Here is a 15,768-nt window from a genome sequence, read left to right on the forward strand (position 1 = left end):
CGCCGCAAGAGGACAGAGTATGATGGCATGGTTTAAAAAGTGGCTGGCGCGTTATGATGCCTGGTGTGTCAGCATGGGACTGACGCCGGAGCAGAAACGCTGTTGTGTGCCGTATCGTAAAGACCCGGTCCATGAGCGCAGCCGTGACGACGCCTGAGTATCCTCTGTTTGATACTCACTGTCATTTTGATTTCGATGCCTTCGCGGCGCAGTTTGCCGACGAATTGGCTTTGGCATGCCAGCAGGGTGTGCAACGCATTCTGATCCCTTCTATCGGCCGGCAAAACTGGCAGCGGGTGGCAACACTCGCTGCTGATTATCCGGACCACATCTATTATGCACTGGGCTATCACCCTTATTTCTTAGCATCGGCTGGTTTAAATCCATTAGATGACCTTGAACAGGCGCTCGACGCCCGCAGTTCTGCTTGTGTCGCTGTGGGAGAAGTGGGGCTGGACGCCATGGTGGATATTGACGCCAAGGTGCAGGAAACGCTGTTACTCGGCCAACTGGCGTTAGCACAAGCGGCAGGCTTGCCTGTGGTGCTGCACAGCCGCAAAACCCATAACCGTTTATTGCAACTGCTCAAGCAGACACGCTTTCAGGGCGGTGGCGTATTACACGCGTTCTCTGGCAGTGAGCAGCAAGCGCGTCAGTTTATCGATCTGGGCTTTAAAATCGGCGTTGGCGGCGGGATTACCTATCCGCGCGCCAATAAAACCCGGCGTACAATTTCTGCTCTGCCACTTGAGCATTTAGTGCTCGAAACCGATGCCCCTGATATGCCATTGTGCGGATACCAGGGCCACAACAACCATCCCTGCCGTTTGCCTCTGGTATTGAACGAACTGGTTCTGCTGCGAAAAGAGGATAAGCAAACGGTTGCTAGTGCAGTTTGGAAAAACAGCAATTTGCTCTTTTCTATTTGTGAACGAATCCCAACGGAAATGTAGTACGATTGTCACATCTAGTGACAAAATGGTGATTAAAGTCACATATTGAAATGAATGAACAGTGAATCTTATTAGAAAGTGTGAAGGGTGCATTACTTTATCGATCTAGGGGTGAGTATAATTGCCACGCTTTTGAGCTCCATTTTGTTACACGCCAACAATAAACTTATAAGGAAATCATAAACTATGAGCCTGTTTATGAGCCTCATCGGTATGGCAGTACTGCTCGGCATCGCCCTGCTGCTGTCTGAAGACCGTAAAGCTATTAACTTTAGAACCGTGGGTGGCGCATTCGCTATCCAATTCGCACTGGGTGGTTTCGTTCTTTACGTCCCTTGGGGTCGTGATCTGCTGGCAAGCTTCACTGCTGGTGTTCAGAGCGTAATCGATTATGGTAAAGACGGTATCGGCTTCCTGTTTGGCAGCCTGGTTAACTTCTCTGTTGACGGTATCGGTTTTATCTTTGCTTTCCAGGTACTTCCTACCGTCATTTTCTTCTCAGCCCTGATCTCAGTTCTGTACTACCTGGGTATCATGCAGTGGGTTATTAAGATTCTGGGTGGTGGCCTGCAAAAAGCGCTGGGCACTTCTCGTGCGGAATCTATGTCTGCTGCAGCCAACATTTTCGTTGGTCAAACTGAAGCACCACTGGTAGTCCGTCCGTTTGTACCAAAAATGACACAGTCTGAGCTGTTCGCAGTGATGTGTGGTGGTCTGGCTTCGGTAGCGGGCGGTGTCATGGCCGGTTACGCAGCGATGGGTGTGCCACTGGAGTATCTGGTTGCGGCCTCTTTCATGGCGGCACCGGGTGGTCTGCTGTTTGCAAAAATCATCAAACCTGAAACTGACGCTCCGGAAGAAGAACTGGGTAACGTAGACATCGACGGCGGCGACGACAAACCCGCTAACGTCATTGATGCCGCTGCTGGTGGTGCATCAATGGGTCTGCAACTGGCTCTGAATATCGGTGCGATGCTGTTGGCGTTTATCGGTCTGATCGCGCTGATCAACGGCATTCTGGGTGGCGTTGGTGGCTGGTTCGGTATGCCACAACTGACTCTGGAACTGCTGTTGGGCTGGGTTTTCTCTCCACTGGCATTCGTTATCGGTGTGCCTTGGTCTGAAGCGACTCTGGCGGGCTCTTTCATTGGTCAGAAGATCGTGGTGAACGAATTCGTTGCTTACCTGAACTTCGTGCCTTACGTGGGCGAAAATGCGCAGGTACTGGCAACAACTGGCGCCGTGATGTCTGAGAAGACCGCAGCAATCATCTCGTTCGCTCTGTGTGGTTTTGCGAACCTGTCATCGATTGCGATTCTGCTGGGCGGCCTGGGTGGTATTGCACCTAACCGTCGTCACGACATCGCTCGTTTCGGTATGAAAGCTGTGGCTGCTGGTACGCTATCTAACCTGATGGCAGCAACCATTGCTGGCTTCTTCCTGTCTTTCTAAGTCAGTCGAGAATCTATATATAGACGCCGTTTAAACATCACCCCGTAGCAAGAGATTGCTGCGGGGTTTTTTTATTTTTTCTCTCAGGGCGGGAGAAAAGTCGGGTGGACAGAACGGACCCACCCGACCTGCGTGATTGGCTTTATGGCGCGCCGGCCCGACAGAGGCTGATTTCCTCAGTCTGTTATTTTGAGATACAAACCGTTTGCTCCGGGCAGGGCGCTACAGTTTTGCTGTGAATATCTATACTGTGTAGGTCGGTAAGCATGGTGACAGGAGTTGTCATGCCCGTCTCAACAGTACCTATATACACCTGCTGAGCCCGAAACCGAGCGTAAACGGGTACTGTGCGGTGACAAGGATAGCAATTGGCAGGCTGGCTGATGTCCGGCTGCCGAGTCTTCAGGGAACCAAGTCCGTTCATTTTATTGCTGCCCGGAATGATGTCAGATGACCATTCGGGTGGTGAGCTAATTGACACTATTGATCGGAGATAGAAATGAGCGATTTAAAAGCAGCAGCACTACGTGCACTGAAACTGATGGATTTAACCACGCTGAATGATGACGATACGGATGCCAAAGTGATCCAGCTTTGTCACGATGCGAAAAGCCCGGTCGGTAATACCGCCGCCATCTGTATCTACCCTCGCTTTATTCCTATTGCTAAGAAGACCCTGCGTGAACAAGGTACATCTGACGTGCGTATTGCGACGGTGACTAACTTCCCGCACGGCAATGACGATATCGAGATTGCTGTAGCGGAAACCAAAGCGGCTGTCGCTTATGGCGCAGATGAAGTGGATGTGGTGTTCCCGTACCGCGCACTGATGGCCGGTAATGATCAGGTTGGTTTTGAACTGGTTAAACAGTGTAAAGCGGCGTGTGGTGATAAGGTGCTGCTGAAAGTGATCATCGAGACCGGTGAGCTGAAACAGGAAGCGCTGATTAAACAGGCTTCGCAAATCTGTATTGAAGCGGGCGCGGACTTCATTAAAACCTCGACCGGTAAAGTGGCGCAAAACGCGACCCCGGAATATGCGCGCATGATGCTGGAAGTGATCCGTGACATGGGCGTGGCACAAAGTGTTGGCTTTAAGCCGGCCGGTGGCGTGCGCACGGCAGAAGATGCTGCGCTCTACCTGGCGATGGCCGATGAGATCCTGGGTGATAACTGGGTCGACAGCCGTCACTACCGCTTTGGCGCCTCAAGCCTGCTGACCAATCTGCTTAACACGCTGGAAGTGAGCAATGACAAAGCTGATCCGGCGGCGTACTGATCGACTCAGCTTCATCTCTGAGTAAACAGGTGGTGCGTCACGCATCACCTTTTACTCGCCGTGTTTTCGAATAATCAGTGTTTTCTACTAATCAGTATTTTCGATTCACCACGTATTTTTTCTCTTAACCATGGCTCTGTAACAGAGCTTGGGGGGATAGCTATGTCTTCATTTAGTGATAAGTCGTCTTCATTCAGTGATAAATCCGCGGCCAGTAGCGGGCGTGCCGTGCCATTTTTGCCGCAGGAAATCATTCGTAAAAAGCGCGACGGCGAACCGCTCAGCGCCGAAGAGATTGAGTTTTTTATCCAGGGGGTGGCTGACGACACGGTGTCGGAAGGTCAGATTGCCGCCTTTGCAATGGCCATTTTCTTTCGTGAAATGAGCATGGATGAGCGCATTGCGCTGACTTGTGCCATGCGTGATTCCGGCATGGTGATTGACTGGAGCGCGATGAACTTCGCTGGCCCGATTGTCGATAAACATTCCACCGGGGGCGTGGGTGACGTTACTTCCCTTATGCTGGGGCCGATGGTCGCGGCGTGTGGCGGTTATGTGCCGATGATCTCCGGGCGTGGCCTGGGACACACCGGCGGTACGCTGGATAAGCTCGAATCCATTCCTGGCTACAACATCACGCCGAGCAATGAGGTCTTCGGTGCGGTGACTAAACAGGCGGGCGTGGCGATTATCGGCCAGACCGGTGATCTGGCGCCGGCGGACAAACGCGTCTATGCCACGCGGGATATCACCGCCACGGTGGATAACATTTCTCTGATTACCGCGTCGATTCTGTCGAAAAAACTCGCCGCTGGTCTGCAGTCGCTGGTCATGGATGTCAAAGTCGGATCCGGCGCCTTTATGCCGACCTATCAAGCCTCAGAAGAGCTGGCCAAATCGATAGTGGCGGTTGCCAATGGTGCCGGTACGAAAACCACCGCGATTCTGACCGATATGAATCAGGTGCTGGCCTCTTCGGCCGGCAACGCGCTGGAAGTGCGCGAGGCCGTGCGCTTCCTGAGTGGTGAATACCGTAATCCGCGTCTGTACAACGTGACCATGGCGCTGTGTGCCGAAATGCTGGTGCTGGGTAATCTGGCTAAAGACAGTGCTGAGGCCGAGCAGAAACTGCAGCAGGCACTGGACAGCGGTGCGGCGGCGCGCTGTTTTGGTCAGATGGTGGCAGGTTTGGGCGGCCCGGACGATTTTGTCGAGCACTATGATCGTTATCTGGATAAAGCGGAGATCGTGAAGCCGGTGTATGCCACGCAGAGCGGCGTAGTGTCTGCGATGGATACCCGGGCGATTGGCATGGCTGTGGTCGGCATGGGCGGCGGTCGCCGCGTGGCGAGCGACAACATCGATTATGCGGTCGGTTTTGATCAGTTTATCCGTCTGGGTGAAAGCGCAGATAGCAGCAAACCGCTGGCCGTTATCCATGCGCGCAGTGAAGCGCAGTGGCAGCAGGCGGCACAGGCGCTGCAACAGGCGATTACCATCGGTGGCGACTATGTGGCGACACCGGATGTGTACCGTCAGATCCGTGAACAAGATATTTAATGCTGGAGCAAGCAATGAAAAGAGCATTCATTTTAGTCCTGGACTCATTTGGTATCGGCGCGGCGCCGGATGCCGACAAATTTGGTGATGTCGGTTCGGATACCCTGGGCCACATTGCCGATCAGTGTGCCGCAGGCGCGGCGGATAACGCCCAGCGTCGTGGCGAACTGACTTTGCCTAATCTGTCTAAACTGGGCCTGGCGATGGCACACCAGGAAGCGACCGGTCGCTTTGCGCCCGGGCTGGATCAGCGGGCTGATATTATCGGCGCTTACGGCCATGCGGCTGAACTTTCCTCCGGTAAGGACACGCCGTCAGGCCACTGGGAAATCGCGGGGGTGCCGGTGCTGTTTGAGTGGGGCTATTTCACCGACAAACAGAACAGTTTTCCGCAGGAACTGACGGATCGTATTCTGGCCCGCGCGGGTCTGGACGGTTTCCTTGGCAACTGTCACGCTTCCGGGACTCAGGTGCTCGATGATCTGGGTGAAGAGCACATGCAGAGCGGTCTGCCGATTTTCTATACCTCGGCCGATTCGGTATTCCAGATTGCCTGTCACGAAGAGACCTTTGGTCTGCAGCGCTTACTGGAACTGTGTCAGATCGCCCGTGAAGAGCTGGCGGATTACAACATAGGCCGGGTGATTGCGCGTCCGTTTATCGGGCCGGGCAAGGGCCAGTTTGAGCGCACCGGTAACCGGCGTGATTTGTCGGTCGAGCCACCATCGGCGACTGTGCTGCAAAAGCTGGTCGAAGAGAAGCAGGGCAAGGTGGTGTCGATTGGTAAGATTGCTGACATTTATGCCAACTGCGGTATTACCGATAAAGTCAAAGCGACCGGTATTCCGGCGCTGTTTGATGCCACACTGGAGCAAATTGCGGCGGCCGGTGACAACACGATTGTGTTCACTAACTTCGTTGACTTTGATTCGGCCTATGGCCACCGCCGTGATGTGGCCGGTTATGCCGCTGCGCTGGAATATTTCGATCAGCGTCTGCCACAGGTACTGGATCTGATGCAGGACGATGATGTCCTGATCCTGACCGCGGATCACGGCTGTGACCCGACCTGGCCGGGCAGCGATCATACCCGTGAGCATATTCCTGTGCTGGTGTACGGCAAAAAAGTGGCGCCGGGCTCTCTGGGCCAGCGTGAAACCTTTGCCGATATCGGCCAGAGCCTGGCTGACTACTTTGGCGTGTCGGCGATGGACTACGGCAGTAATTTCCTTTAATTCCTGACCTGGCGCTGTGTCATTGCCAGGTAAAGATCGGGTTGCGCTGCGGCGTAAACCCGATTCAGCGCTTAGACTTGGATAAGGTCAGTGTTACTGGATAACAGTGACGTTGGGTATAAGCGCGAAAGGAAAACACATATGGCAACTCCACATATCAATGCTGAACTGGGCGATTTTGCTGATGTCGTCTTGATGCCGGGCGATCCGTTGCGGGCCAAATACATTGCTCAGTACTTTTTACAGGATGTCCGGGCAGTGTGTGATGTCCGTAATATGCTCGGCTTCACCGGCACCTATAAAGGCCGCCGAGTCTCAGTGATGGGGCATGGTATGGGCATTCCGTCCTGCTCGATTTACGTCACTGAGCTGATTAAAGATTTCGGGGTAAAGAAAATCATCCGGGTTGGCAGCTGTGGTGCGGTCAGCGATGACATCAAGGTGCGCGATGTGGTGATTGGCCTTGGTGCCTGTACCGACTCAAAAGTGAACCGGATACGTTTTAAAGATCACGACTTTGCCGCCATCGCTGATTACAGTATGGTCAAAGCGGCCGAGAAGGCGGCTCTGGCACGTGGCATTGAAGTTAAAATCGGCAACCTGTTTTCGGCTGAGCTGTTTTATACCCCGGATCCATCGATGTTTGAGGTGATGGAAAAGTACGGTATCGTCGGTGTGGAGATGGAAGCCGCCGGTCTGTACGGCGTTGCGGCCGAGTATGGCGCCAAAGCGATGGCGATTTGTACCGTCTCGGACCACATTAAAACCGGCGAACAGACCACTTCAGAAGAGCGTCAGACCACCTTCAATGAGATGATAGAGATAGCGCTCGATTCAGTGCTGGTCGCGGATGCGGAAAAAGCCGCCACACCTTAGGCATTCGAGAGCTCAGGCTGGGCGGTGGTTTGGTCATTAAGCGGATGGTTTGGTCATTCACTAACAGTGCCGGGGTTTATATTTCCCCGGCATTTTTCAGCAACAGGTTCTCGCCTTTATCTTTCGGCTGACGCCGCAGCAGCAAGGTCAGCAATACGCCACTGATAAAGCTCATCAGCAGCATCAGGTACATGTAGCGGTCACTTTTACGGTAGTGGTGGTCAGAAATGGCAGTCACTTTACCGGTTTCAAAGGTGATGCGCACAAAGCCGATCAGGCTGCCATCGTGCATCACAGGTTCAACCAGTTGCTGACGGCCGATGCTCGCGGTTTGCAGCGGCGTATCGAGCCCCAGCACTTCACGCACACTCAGGGCCGAATCACTCGCGGCCAGTTTGACCCCTTCTGCATCATAAATGGTGGCATCAAAGACCAGACGTTCTGAGGCTAACTGGTTAGTCAGCGCCAGCAAGCGTTCCTGATCCTGATCGGCAATCATGCTGCTGGCCGATTGCGACGCCTGGGTAATCAGCACTTTTGTCAGGGTTTCTAACTGGTTGGCCTGAATGCGTTCATTACCCTTGCTGATCACCACGCTGTTCTGAATGGTGATGAAAAACATCACGGCTAACAGGATGACAGCCAGCACCCGCATCACCATACGAAAGGAAAATAATGAACCATCCATACCGTTAACCTAAAGAAAAATAAACTCCGGCTCATATTGAGACTTGCCTTTTGAAATTGCAATAGGGTAACGTCAGGGAATACCAACAATGGAAAGTGGACATGGACGCTTTAACAACTTTATCTATCAAAAAACATACAACTTTACTTAACCGTCTGCCTGAAACGCGTTTAGCTAACCGACTGGAGAAAGCAAAAGCGAACTGGATTGTCTACGCACCGACGCTGACTGCGCAGCAATTTGAAGACATGGATTTCTTTACCGGCCATTTCAATGCCATTGTCGAATGCTGGAAAGTCGGGCATTACGAAGTGGCGCTGATGTCAGGTGAACTGACCGCTGAGCATGAGACGATTCTCAAGGGATTAGAGCTCGATTATGCACGGATCAGCGAAGTGCCGGATTTATCCAAGCCAGGATTGATTGTACTGGATATGGACTCGACCGCGATTCAGATTGAATGTATCGATGAGATTGCCAAACTGGCCGGAGTCGGCGAAGAAGTGGCAGAAGTGACTGAACGTGCCATGCAGGGCGAACTGGACTTTGAACAGAGTCTGCGCCAGCGCGTTGGCAAGCTGAAAGGCGCCGATGCCTCTATCCTTGAAGCGGTGCGCAAAGAGCTGCCGCTGATGCCGGAACTGCCGGCTCTGATTGGCACTCTGCATGCGTTCGGCTGGAAGACCGCGATCGCTTCCGGCGGCTTTACCTATTTCTCCGATCACCTCCAGCAGATGCTGTCACTCGATCACACGCAGTCGAATACACTGGAGATTGTCGATGGTAAGCTGACCGGTAAAGTGCTGGGCGATGTGGTTTCAGCGCAGACCAAAGCGGAAATTCTGGCGGATCTGGCCCAGCAGTTCGACATTGAAATGCACAATACCGTAGCGGTCGGGGACGGCGCCAACGATCTGGTCATGATGGGCGTGGCGGGTTTGGGCGTAGCGTATCACGCGAAACCTAAGGTGGAAGCACAGGCGCAGACTTCCGTACGTTTCTCGGCGCTGGGCGGCGTGCTGTGTATTCTGTCGGCCGGTCTGGTCAGGCAGCAGAAACTGAGCTGGCAGGCTAAGCCGTAAGTGAAGGTTTTGCGACGCTGAGTCGTTGACCATAAGCAGCACAGATACAGCTGCGCACAAAAAAACGAGGCTATGGAGCCTCGTTTTCTATTAGTTTCTATTAGATTATATTAGTTTGTATTAGATTATATTAGTTTCTATTGGTCTGTTTCAGTTTACGCTCTCGGCCTGGGCACTGTTACTGGGTCAGTTCAAGCCGAATCAGTACTTCTTCTGTGATATCGATGATTTCGCCAAATCCGGCCATGGCGCCGAGTTCTTTCTCCAGCGCTTTGGCATGTGGCATGCTGATCTGCGCCAGTTCGGCCAGATCGCTGCGCATCAGGGTGGTAAACGGATCGAATACCGGCGCTGCACTGATGCGCAGCACAAACAGCTCGCCCAGTTCCAGAGCATGTTGAATAAACTGGATACGATCTTTAATGTTGACGAAATCGGTGATGAGGCGTGATTCGACCGACTGAATACGGGCACCGAATTTGGCCGCGGCAATATAGACTTCGTGATACTGCGGCTCCGCACCGTCAATGCGCCGCATTGGCGTAGCGAGCAGTGTATTGGTGTGGCCTTTGTAGATAGGTTCAAGCGTGATTTGGTTATCGTGGCCCAGTTTGGCCAGCAGCGCCAGATGCGGCGGCAAGGGATAGTTAACCCCGATGACTTTCGGCCGCAGGTTAGCGCCGACTTTTTCCACGAATACCGGCGCGCTGACAATTTTATCCAGCAGAATGTTATGCAGCCCTTCGAGCAGATGGGCACTCGGCAGCACTTCATCTTTACGCAGCATTTTATCCTGATTGTTCTCGATGATGCTGTTGAAAAACGCAATGCTCTTTAACGTCTGTGTGGTTTCCTCAACCATCAACTGCAGTTTACGTCCTTCCGGGCCGACCCGGATCACCGTGTACGGCAGGGCATCAAGCGGCAGGCTTTTGTCATACAAACGCAGTTCGCGGAAGTTGATCTGTGCGCTATCGCCGGCTTTGAGGTCAACCGCTTTATCCAGCACTATGCTCAGACCACGCTTGGACATATCGATGGTGAAGCCTTCAGCCAATACGTTACCTTCGATGTGCAGTTGCAGCGGAGTCTTGAAACGATAGCGCGGCTCCCGGCGCCGTGATCGCGCATCGTAATAAATGTTAATCGGGGTGTGGGAAACCTTGCGCGGATGGCGGAACGGGGCCAGCTCACTGCTCGCCAGGGCCGGCTTCTCGACCAGCAGATAATCTTTGGCGCTGGTGTTGTCTGTGATTTCCTGCAGTATAGCGCAGTGGGTCAGGGCACTGGAGCGATCGGTCAGTTCACGTGAGTGGCTGGCAAGTTCCTGGCGTTCCTGATCTGACAGTTCAAACACTGAAAGACGAAACGCTTTCCAGCTGCTGCGCCGCGCACCGATGTGCCAGAACAGATGGCGCTGAGCGCGTGTGGCTTCCGGCATCATCATCGAAAAGAACAGCGTCTTACCCTGATGATCATGTTTGAAGGCATACAGCACATTGCTGCTGCCGCGCAGGCCGTCTTTGGTCAGCTGCTCCATACGTGCGCTATTGAACAGATTACTCAGTGCCTGCTGATTACGCTCATCCTGCCAGTACTGCCAGATCGACTGGTTGTTTTCGGTCATCAGCACCATCTGGAGTTCACTGCCGCTGAAAAACACCGGCAGGTTGGACGTATGTTTCAGATAGCTGTGCTCATAGCCGCGTGTGCGGGCGCGGATGATTTTGTCCTGGTTGTCATGCTTGGCTTTCTGGCTGTTGTCACGCAGTGATTCAATGATGATGCGTTCGATGACATTGGTCTCGGTGAGCTTAAGAGTACGCAAAAACTTGATGGCATCATTGTCATACGAGTCGTCAATTGCCAGAATACGGTATTCGATGGCCTGATCCAGGCCGGGTACCTCGGAGGTCTCGCTCAGTTCGGTAAACGTGACTGAAATAGTGTCGCCCAGTTTGTAATCAAAAGCGGACGGGACTTTAAACTTGGCGCCGGAAGAGGAGAGATCAATACTCAGGCCGTGCACGGTGTGCTTGCTGTTACGCAGAATGATTTTTACCTGCGACGATATTTTCAGCCGGTTTTCCTGGCGTTTGAGATCGTAGCCGAGTTTGACCGGTTCAACTTCAAACGGGCTGTTCGGTTCGGTGATCTTGCCCTGATTGAGCGTGCCACGCTGTTTCATCACCCGGAAGTTGTTGCGGGTGTTATATAAAAGGTCCCAGACACCTTCGGTGTAGCTGCCGAATCTTTTCACCCCTTTGTGATAAGTGTTAAAGGCAACATCATCCAGCCAGTGTTTGAGTCCGTCCAACTGATACTCACGGCACTCGCCCTGAACCCGGCCACGCAGATCAATGCTTTTAGTGCACGGTGTCATCAGGCGTTTGAGTTCCATCTTAACCAACAGTTTGACCGAAGGCGGATGACCTTCGGTTAGTTGATTGAGCAACGACTCAAAATCAGGTGAGTGATAGGCCGGAATCAATTGTTCCGTGAACGAGAGTATTTCAGGTGGCTGCATAGTTTTCTGTTAGAGTGTCATTCTCATACTTGATACATCGGCCCGGTGGGCCGGTTCTTTAGCAGTATGTTGCAGTGATTCATGAATTTATAAAAGCTGTCGCTTCACAGCTTTTAAACATTTTTCAGATTTGAGGTTTAAGTTTTCATGGCTAAAGCTAAACGTGCCTACGTCTGTAATGACTGTGGGGCTGATTTTCCGCGCTGGCAAGGGCAATGTAACGCCTGTGGCGCCTGGAATACCATTTCAGAAGTTCGTCTGGCGGCTTCACCGCAGGCAGCACGCAATGAACGCCTGAGTGGTTATGCCGGCAGCGCGACGGAAGCCGCGGTGCAGACGCTGGCGGAAATCAATCTGCAGGAAGTGCCGCGTTTTACCAGTGGTTTTAAAGAGCTCGACCGCGTACTTGGCGGCGGCATCGTCCCGGGCGCGGCAATCTTGATTGGTGGTAGCCCGGGCGCGGGTAAATCGACCCTGCTGCTGCAAACCATGTGTCTGCTTTCTGCCCAGATGACGACCTTATATGTCACCGGCGAAGAGTCGTTGCAGCAGGTTGCTTTGCGCGCTTCACGACTCGGTTTACCCAAAGAGCATCTTAAGATGCTGTCGGAAACGAATGTCGATCGGATTTGCCAGATTGCTGAGCGCGAGCAGCCGCGCATTATGGTGATTGACTCGATTCAGGTGATGCACGTGGCTGACGTACAGTCCTCACCGGGCAGTGTGGCTCAGGTGCGAGAAGCGGCGACGGCGCTGACCCGCTATGCGAAGCAAAATAACGTGGCGGTATTTATTGTCGGCCATGTGACCAAAGACGGTACGTTGGCCGGGCCTAAAGTTCTGGAGCACATCATTGACTGTTCAGTCCTGCTCGATGGTGGCACTGACAGCCGCTTCCGCACCCTGCGCAGCCATAAAAACCGTTTCGGTGCGGTGAATGAGCTCGGGGTGTTTGCCATGACTGGCCAGGGACTGCGAGAGGTGAGTAACCCGTCGGCAATCTTCCTGTCACGTGGTGAAGAAGCAACCTCAGGCAGTTCGGTGATGGTGGTGTGGGAAGGCACGCGCCCGCTGCTGGTGGAGATTCAGGCGCTGGTGGATTACTCCCAGTTGGCCAACCCGCGCCGGGTTGCGGTCGGTCTGGAGCAGAACCGTCTCTCTCTATTATTAGCCGTGCTGCATAAACACGGTGGTTTGCAGATGGCGGATCAGGACGTGTTCGTCAATGTGGTCGGCGGCGTTAAGGTGACAGAAACCAGTGCCGACCTTGCTTTGCTGATGGCGCTGCTGTCGAGTTTCCGTGACAAGCCGCTGCCGAAAGATGTGGTGGTGTTTGGTGAAGTCGGTCTGGCGGGGGAAATTCGTCCGGTACCGAGCGGGCAGGAACGCCTCAATGAAGCCTTTAAGCACGGCTTTAAGAAAGCCATCGTACCGATAGCCAATATGCCCAAAGGCGGTATCGAGGGCATGCAGATTCACGGGGTACGCAAATTGTCGGAAGCGATCAGTGCGTTTGATGAACTGTAATCAGAACATGAGTTAAAGAGGGGCCGGGTTTGGTCCGGACGGGGGAGGTCAGAATATTTATCAGGTCCCCTCGCGTGATGGCGTGCTATCACCTATATTTCATCAGCATAGACCGAACATTTCAGCAGCAATAACCGGGTCTATACCCAAACAACTTGGAGTGGCCGGTAGGCGGCAAAGGAGTGAATCCCCATGAGCATAGAGACACGATGTGATTGGGAGGAATGAAGGCAGCCAACACCGCTGCAGCTTCAAGTAGTAAGGGTATAAATATTTTTTTTCAGCAAATGGACGCAGGGGTATCAGTCTTGATGGATTGTGATATACTCTGCGCGCACTTTATACCTTATTAACAGAGTAAGACAATGGCAGATTTATCGAAATACAGAAACATTGGTATTTTCGCGCACGTTGACGCGGGTAAAACCACTACCACTGAGCGTATTCTTAAGCTTACTGGTAAAATCCATAGAACTGGTGAGGTTCACGATGGTGAATCTACTACAGACTTCATGGAGCAGGAAGCAGAGCGCGGTATTACTATCCAATCAGCTGCGGTAACTTGTGAGTGGAAAAACCACCGTCTAAACGTTATCGATACTCCTGGACACGTTGACTTTACAGTAGAAGTATACCGTTCTCTGAAAGTTCTTGATGGCGGTATCGGTGTATTCTGTGGTTCTGGCGGTGTTGAACCTCAGTCAGAAACCAACTGGCGTTACGCGAACGAATCAGAAGTATCTCGTCTGATCTTCGTTAACAAACTGGACCGTATGGGTGCAGACTTCTTCCGCGTTGTAGACCAAGTGAAGAACGTACTGGCGGCAACTCCGCTGGTTATGACTCTGCCTATCGGCCGTGAAGATGACTTCGTGGGTGTGGTAGACGTACTGAACCGTCAAGCATACGTATGGGACGAAACAGGTCTGCCAGAAAACTACGAAATCAAAGAAGTTCCAGCAGACATGGTTGATCAGGTAGAAGAATACCGTGAAATGATGATCGAATCTGCTGTTGAGCAAGATGACGATCTGATGATGGCTTACATGGACGGCGAAGAGCCTTCTATCGAAGACATCAAACGTTGTATCCGTAAAGGTACTCGTGACCTGGCATTCTTCCCAACTTTCTGTGGTTCTGCGTTTAAGAACAAAGGTATGCAGCTGGTTCTGGATGCGGTTGTTGATTACCTGCCAAACCCAACTGAAGTTGATCCACAAGATCTGACTGATCCAGAAACTGGTGAACCAACTGGTGAAAAAGCGATCGTAGACGCTGCAGAACCGCTGAAAGCGCTGGCATTCAAGATCATGGATGACCGCTTCGGTGCTCTGACTTTCATCCGCGTTTACTCAGGCGTGATGAAGAAAGGCGACACCGTTCTTAACTCAGCAACAGGCAAAACTGAGCGTATCGGCCGTATGGTTGAGATGCAAGCGAACGACCGTACTGAAATCACTCAAGCACAAGCGGGTGACATCATCGCAGTTGTTGGTATGAAGAACGTTCAAACTGGTCACACACTGTGTGATCCAAAACACGAATGTACTCTTGAGCCAATGATCTTCCCAACTCCAGTAATCTCTATCGCGGTTTCTCCGAAAGATAAAGGTTCTACTGAGAAAATGGGTATCGCGATCGGTAAGATGGTTGCAGAAGATCCATCATTCCAGGTTGAGACTGATGAAGATTCAGGCGAAACCATCCTGAAAGGTATGGGCGAACTGCACCTGGACATCAAAGTAGACATCCTGAAACGTACTTACGGCGTTGAGCTGGAAGTGGGTGCTCCTCAGGTTGCTTACCGTGAAACTATCACTAAAGCAATTGAAGATAGCTACACGCACAAGAAACAGTCTGGTGGTTCTGGTCAGTTCGGTAAGATCGATTACCGTATCAAACCAGGTGAGCCAAACTCTGGCTTCACTTTCAAATCAACTGTCGTTGGTGGTAACGTTCCTAAGGAATTCTGGCCAGCAGTTGAGAAAGGTTTTGAAGGCATGATGCAGCACGGTGTGCTGGCTGGCTTCCCTACTCTGGACGTTGAAGTAGAACTGTTCGACGGTGGTTTCCACGCAGTTGACTCATCTGCAATCGCATTTGAAATCGCAGCGAAAGGCGCATTCCGTCAGTCTATGCCTAAAGCGGGCGCGCAACTTCTTGAGCCAATCATGAAAGTTGACGTGTTCACTCCAGATGACCACGTTGGTGATGTAATCGGTGACCTTAACCGTCGTCGTGGTATGATCAAAGACCAACAAGCTGGCGCAACTGGCGTACGTATCAAAGCAGACGTTCCTCTTTCAGAGATGTTCGGCTACATCGGTACTCTGCGTACTATGACTTCTGGTCGTGGTCAATTCTCTATGGAATTCGAACGCTACGCAGCATGTCCAGCAAACGTTGCTGAAAAAGTTATCGCTGAAGTTAAAGAGCGTAACGCGAAGAAGTAATTCTTTAAGTTAAGCGCTTTAAGCTAAGTAATAACAAAGCCCCGTTAGTGCAAGCTAACGGGGCTTTTTCTTTTTCTTTTTCTTTTTTCTTTTTTATTAGCGGACTTACGGACTTTCGGCTTTGTTCTGCGGTGAA

12 protein-coding genes are annotated in these 15,768 nt (G+C 52.2%); 10 read left to right on the forward strand and 2 right to left on the reverse strand.

Translation table 11 applies throughout. The features are described 5' to 3' along the window. Positions 1 to 19 precede the first annotated feature (19 nt). The 7 genes from E6C74_RS20965 (at position 20) to deoD (ending at position 7,355) form a co-directional block, all read left to right on the forward strand. The gene (locus E6C74_RS20965; RefSeq protein WP_168796949.1) at positions 20 to 157 is read left to right on the forward strand and encodes a DUF5363 family protein; all 138 of its coding nucleotides are present in this window, start codon (positions 20 to 22) and stop codon (positions 155 to 157) included. Beyond that, positions 132 to 953 (forward strand): TatD family hydrolase, encoded by an 822-nt coding sequence (locus E6C74_RS03915; protein WP_136483389.1) that lies wholly within the window; start codon positions 132 to 134, stop codon positions 951 to 953. The genes E6C74_RS20965 and E6C74_RS03915 overlap by 26 nt, the downstream gene beginning before the upstream one ends. Before the next feature lie 186 nt (positions 954 to 1,139). After that, positions 1,140 to 2,405: a NupC/NupG family nucleoside CNT transporter gene (locus tag E6C74_RS03920; protein WP_136483390.1), complete on the forward strand. Its 1,266-nt coding sequence runs from the start codon at positions 1,140 to 1,142 to the stop codon at positions 2,403 to 2,405. Between the two features lie 499 nt (positions 2,406 to 2,904). Next, entirely contained in the window at positions 2,905 to 3,684 is a 780-nt protein-coding gene (gene deoC / locus E6C74_RS03925; protein ID WP_136483391.1) for a deoxyribose-phosphate aldolase, read from the forward strand. 162 nt (positions 3,685 to 3,846) lie between these two features. Beyond that, complete coding sequence (gene deoA / locus E6C74_RS03930) at positions 3,847 to 5,244, forward strand: thymidine phosphorylase (protein ID WP_136483392.1); 1,398 nt, start codon at positions 3,847 to 3,849, stop codon at positions 5,242 to 5,244. 14 nt (positions 5,245 to 5,258) lie between these two features. After that, positions 5,259 to 6,479, forward strand: coding sequence for a phosphopentomutase (locus tag E6C74_RS03935; RefSeq protein ID WP_136483393.1), 1,221 nt, complete (start codon positions 5,259 to 5,261; stop codon positions 6,477 to 6,479). A gap of 141 nt (positions 6,480 to 6,620) precedes the next feature. Beyond that, positions 6,621 to 7,355: a purine-nucleoside phosphorylase gene (gene deoD / locus E6C74_RS03940; RefSeq protein ID WP_136483394.1), complete on the forward strand. Its 735-nt coding sequence runs from the start codon at positions 6,621 to 6,623 to the stop codon at positions 7,353 to 7,355. 76 nt (positions 7,356 to 7,431) lie between these two features. Here the strand turns inward: deoD and E6C74_RS03945 are convergent, their stop codons facing one another. Beyond that, on the reverse strand, positions 7,432 to 8,043 hold the full coding sequence (locus tag E6C74_RS03945; RefSeq protein WP_136483395.1) for a YtjB family periplasmic protein: 612 nt from the start codon (positions 8,041 to 8,043) through the stop codon (positions 7,432 to 7,434). A gap of 101 nt (positions 8,044 to 8,144) precedes the next feature. Between E6C74_RS03945 and serB the strand changes: the two genes are divergently transcribed. After that, entirely contained in the window at positions 8,145 to 9,125 is a 981-nt protein-coding gene (gene serB / locus E6C74_RS03950; protein WP_168796950.1) for a phosphoserine phosphatase, read from the forward strand. 178 nt (positions 9,126 to 9,303) lie between these two features. Here the strand turns inward: serB and E6C74_RS03955 are convergent, their stop codons facing one another. Then, positions 9,304 to 11,652 (reverse strand): PilZ domain-containing protein, encoded by a 2,349-nt coding sequence (locus E6C74_RS03955; protein WP_136483397.1) that lies wholly within the window; start codon positions 11,650 to 11,652, stop codon positions 9,304 to 9,306. 147 nt (positions 11,653 to 11,799) lie between these two features. On the opposite strand from E6C74_RS03955, the gene radA reads away from it, so the two are divergent. Next, on the forward strand, positions 11,800 to 13,179 hold the full coding sequence (gene radA, locus E6C74_RS03960; protein ID WP_136483398.1) for a DNA repair protein RadA: 1,380 nt from the start codon (positions 11,800 to 11,802) through the stop codon (positions 13,177 to 13,179). Between the two features lie 365 nt (positions 13,180 to 13,544). Beyond that, the gene (gene fusA / locus E6C74_RS03965; RefSeq protein ID WP_136483399.1) at positions 13,545 to 15,632 is read left to right on the forward strand and encodes an elongation factor G; all 2,088 of its coding nucleotides are present in this window, start codon (positions 13,545 to 13,547) and stop codon (positions 15,630 to 15,632) included. Positions 15,633 to 15,768 lie beyond the last annotated feature (136 nt).

It is taken from the genome of Vibrio sp. H11 (assembly GCF_004804295.1).
Classification (GTDB): domain Bacteria; phylum Pseudomonadota; class Gammaproteobacteria; order Enterobacterales; family Vibrionaceae; genus Vibrio; species Vibrio ostreae.

Excerpts from the sequence above, each read along its gene's own strand:
- E6C74_RS20965 (WP_168796949.1), top strand. The coding sequence starts at position 20 with ATGATGGCATGGTTTAAAAAGTGGCTGGCGCGTTATGATGCCTGGTGT.
- E6C74_RS03915 (WP_136483389.1), top strand. The coding sequence starts at position 132 with ATGAGCGCAGCCGTGACGACGCCTGAGTATCCTCTGTTTGATACTCAC.
- E6C74_RS03920 (WP_136483390.1), top strand. The coding sequence starts at position 1,140 with ATGAGCCTGTTTATGAGCCTCATCGGTATGGCAGTACTGCTCGGCATC.
- deoC (WP_136483391.1), top strand. The coding sequence starts at position 2,905 with ATGAGCGATTTAAAAGCAGCAGCACTACGTGCACTGAAACTGATGGAT.
- deoA (WP_136483392.1), top strand. The coding sequence starts at position 3,847 with ATGTCTTCATTTAGTGATAAGTCGTCTTCATTCAGTGATAAATCCGCG.
- E6C74_RS03935 (WP_136483393.1), top strand. The coding sequence starts at position 5,259 with ATGAAAAGAGCATTCATTTTAGTCCTGGACTCATTTGGTATCGGCGCG.
- deoD (WP_136483394.1), top strand. The coding sequence starts at position 6,621 with ATGGCAACTCCACATATCAATGCTGAACTGGGCGATTTTGCTGATGTC.
- E6C74_RS03945 (WP_136483395.1), bottom strand. The coding sequence starts at position 8,043 with ATGGATGGTTCATTATTTTCCTTTCGTATGGTGATGCGGGTGCTGGCT.
- serB (WP_168796950.1), top strand. The coding sequence starts at position 8,145 with ATGGACGCTTTAACAACTTTATCTATCAAAAAACATACAACTTTACTT.
- E6C74_RS03955 (WP_136483397.1), bottom strand. The coding sequence starts at position 11,652 with ATGCAGCCACCTGAAATACTCTCGTTCACGGAACAATTGATTCCGGCC.
- radA (WP_136483398.1), top strand. The coding sequence starts at position 11,800 with ATGGCTAAAGCTAAACGTGCCTACGTCTGTAATGACTGTGGGGCTGAT.
- fusA (WP_136483399.1), top strand. The coding sequence starts at position 13,545 with ATGGCAGATTTATCGAAATACAGAAACATTGGTATTTTCGCGCACGTT.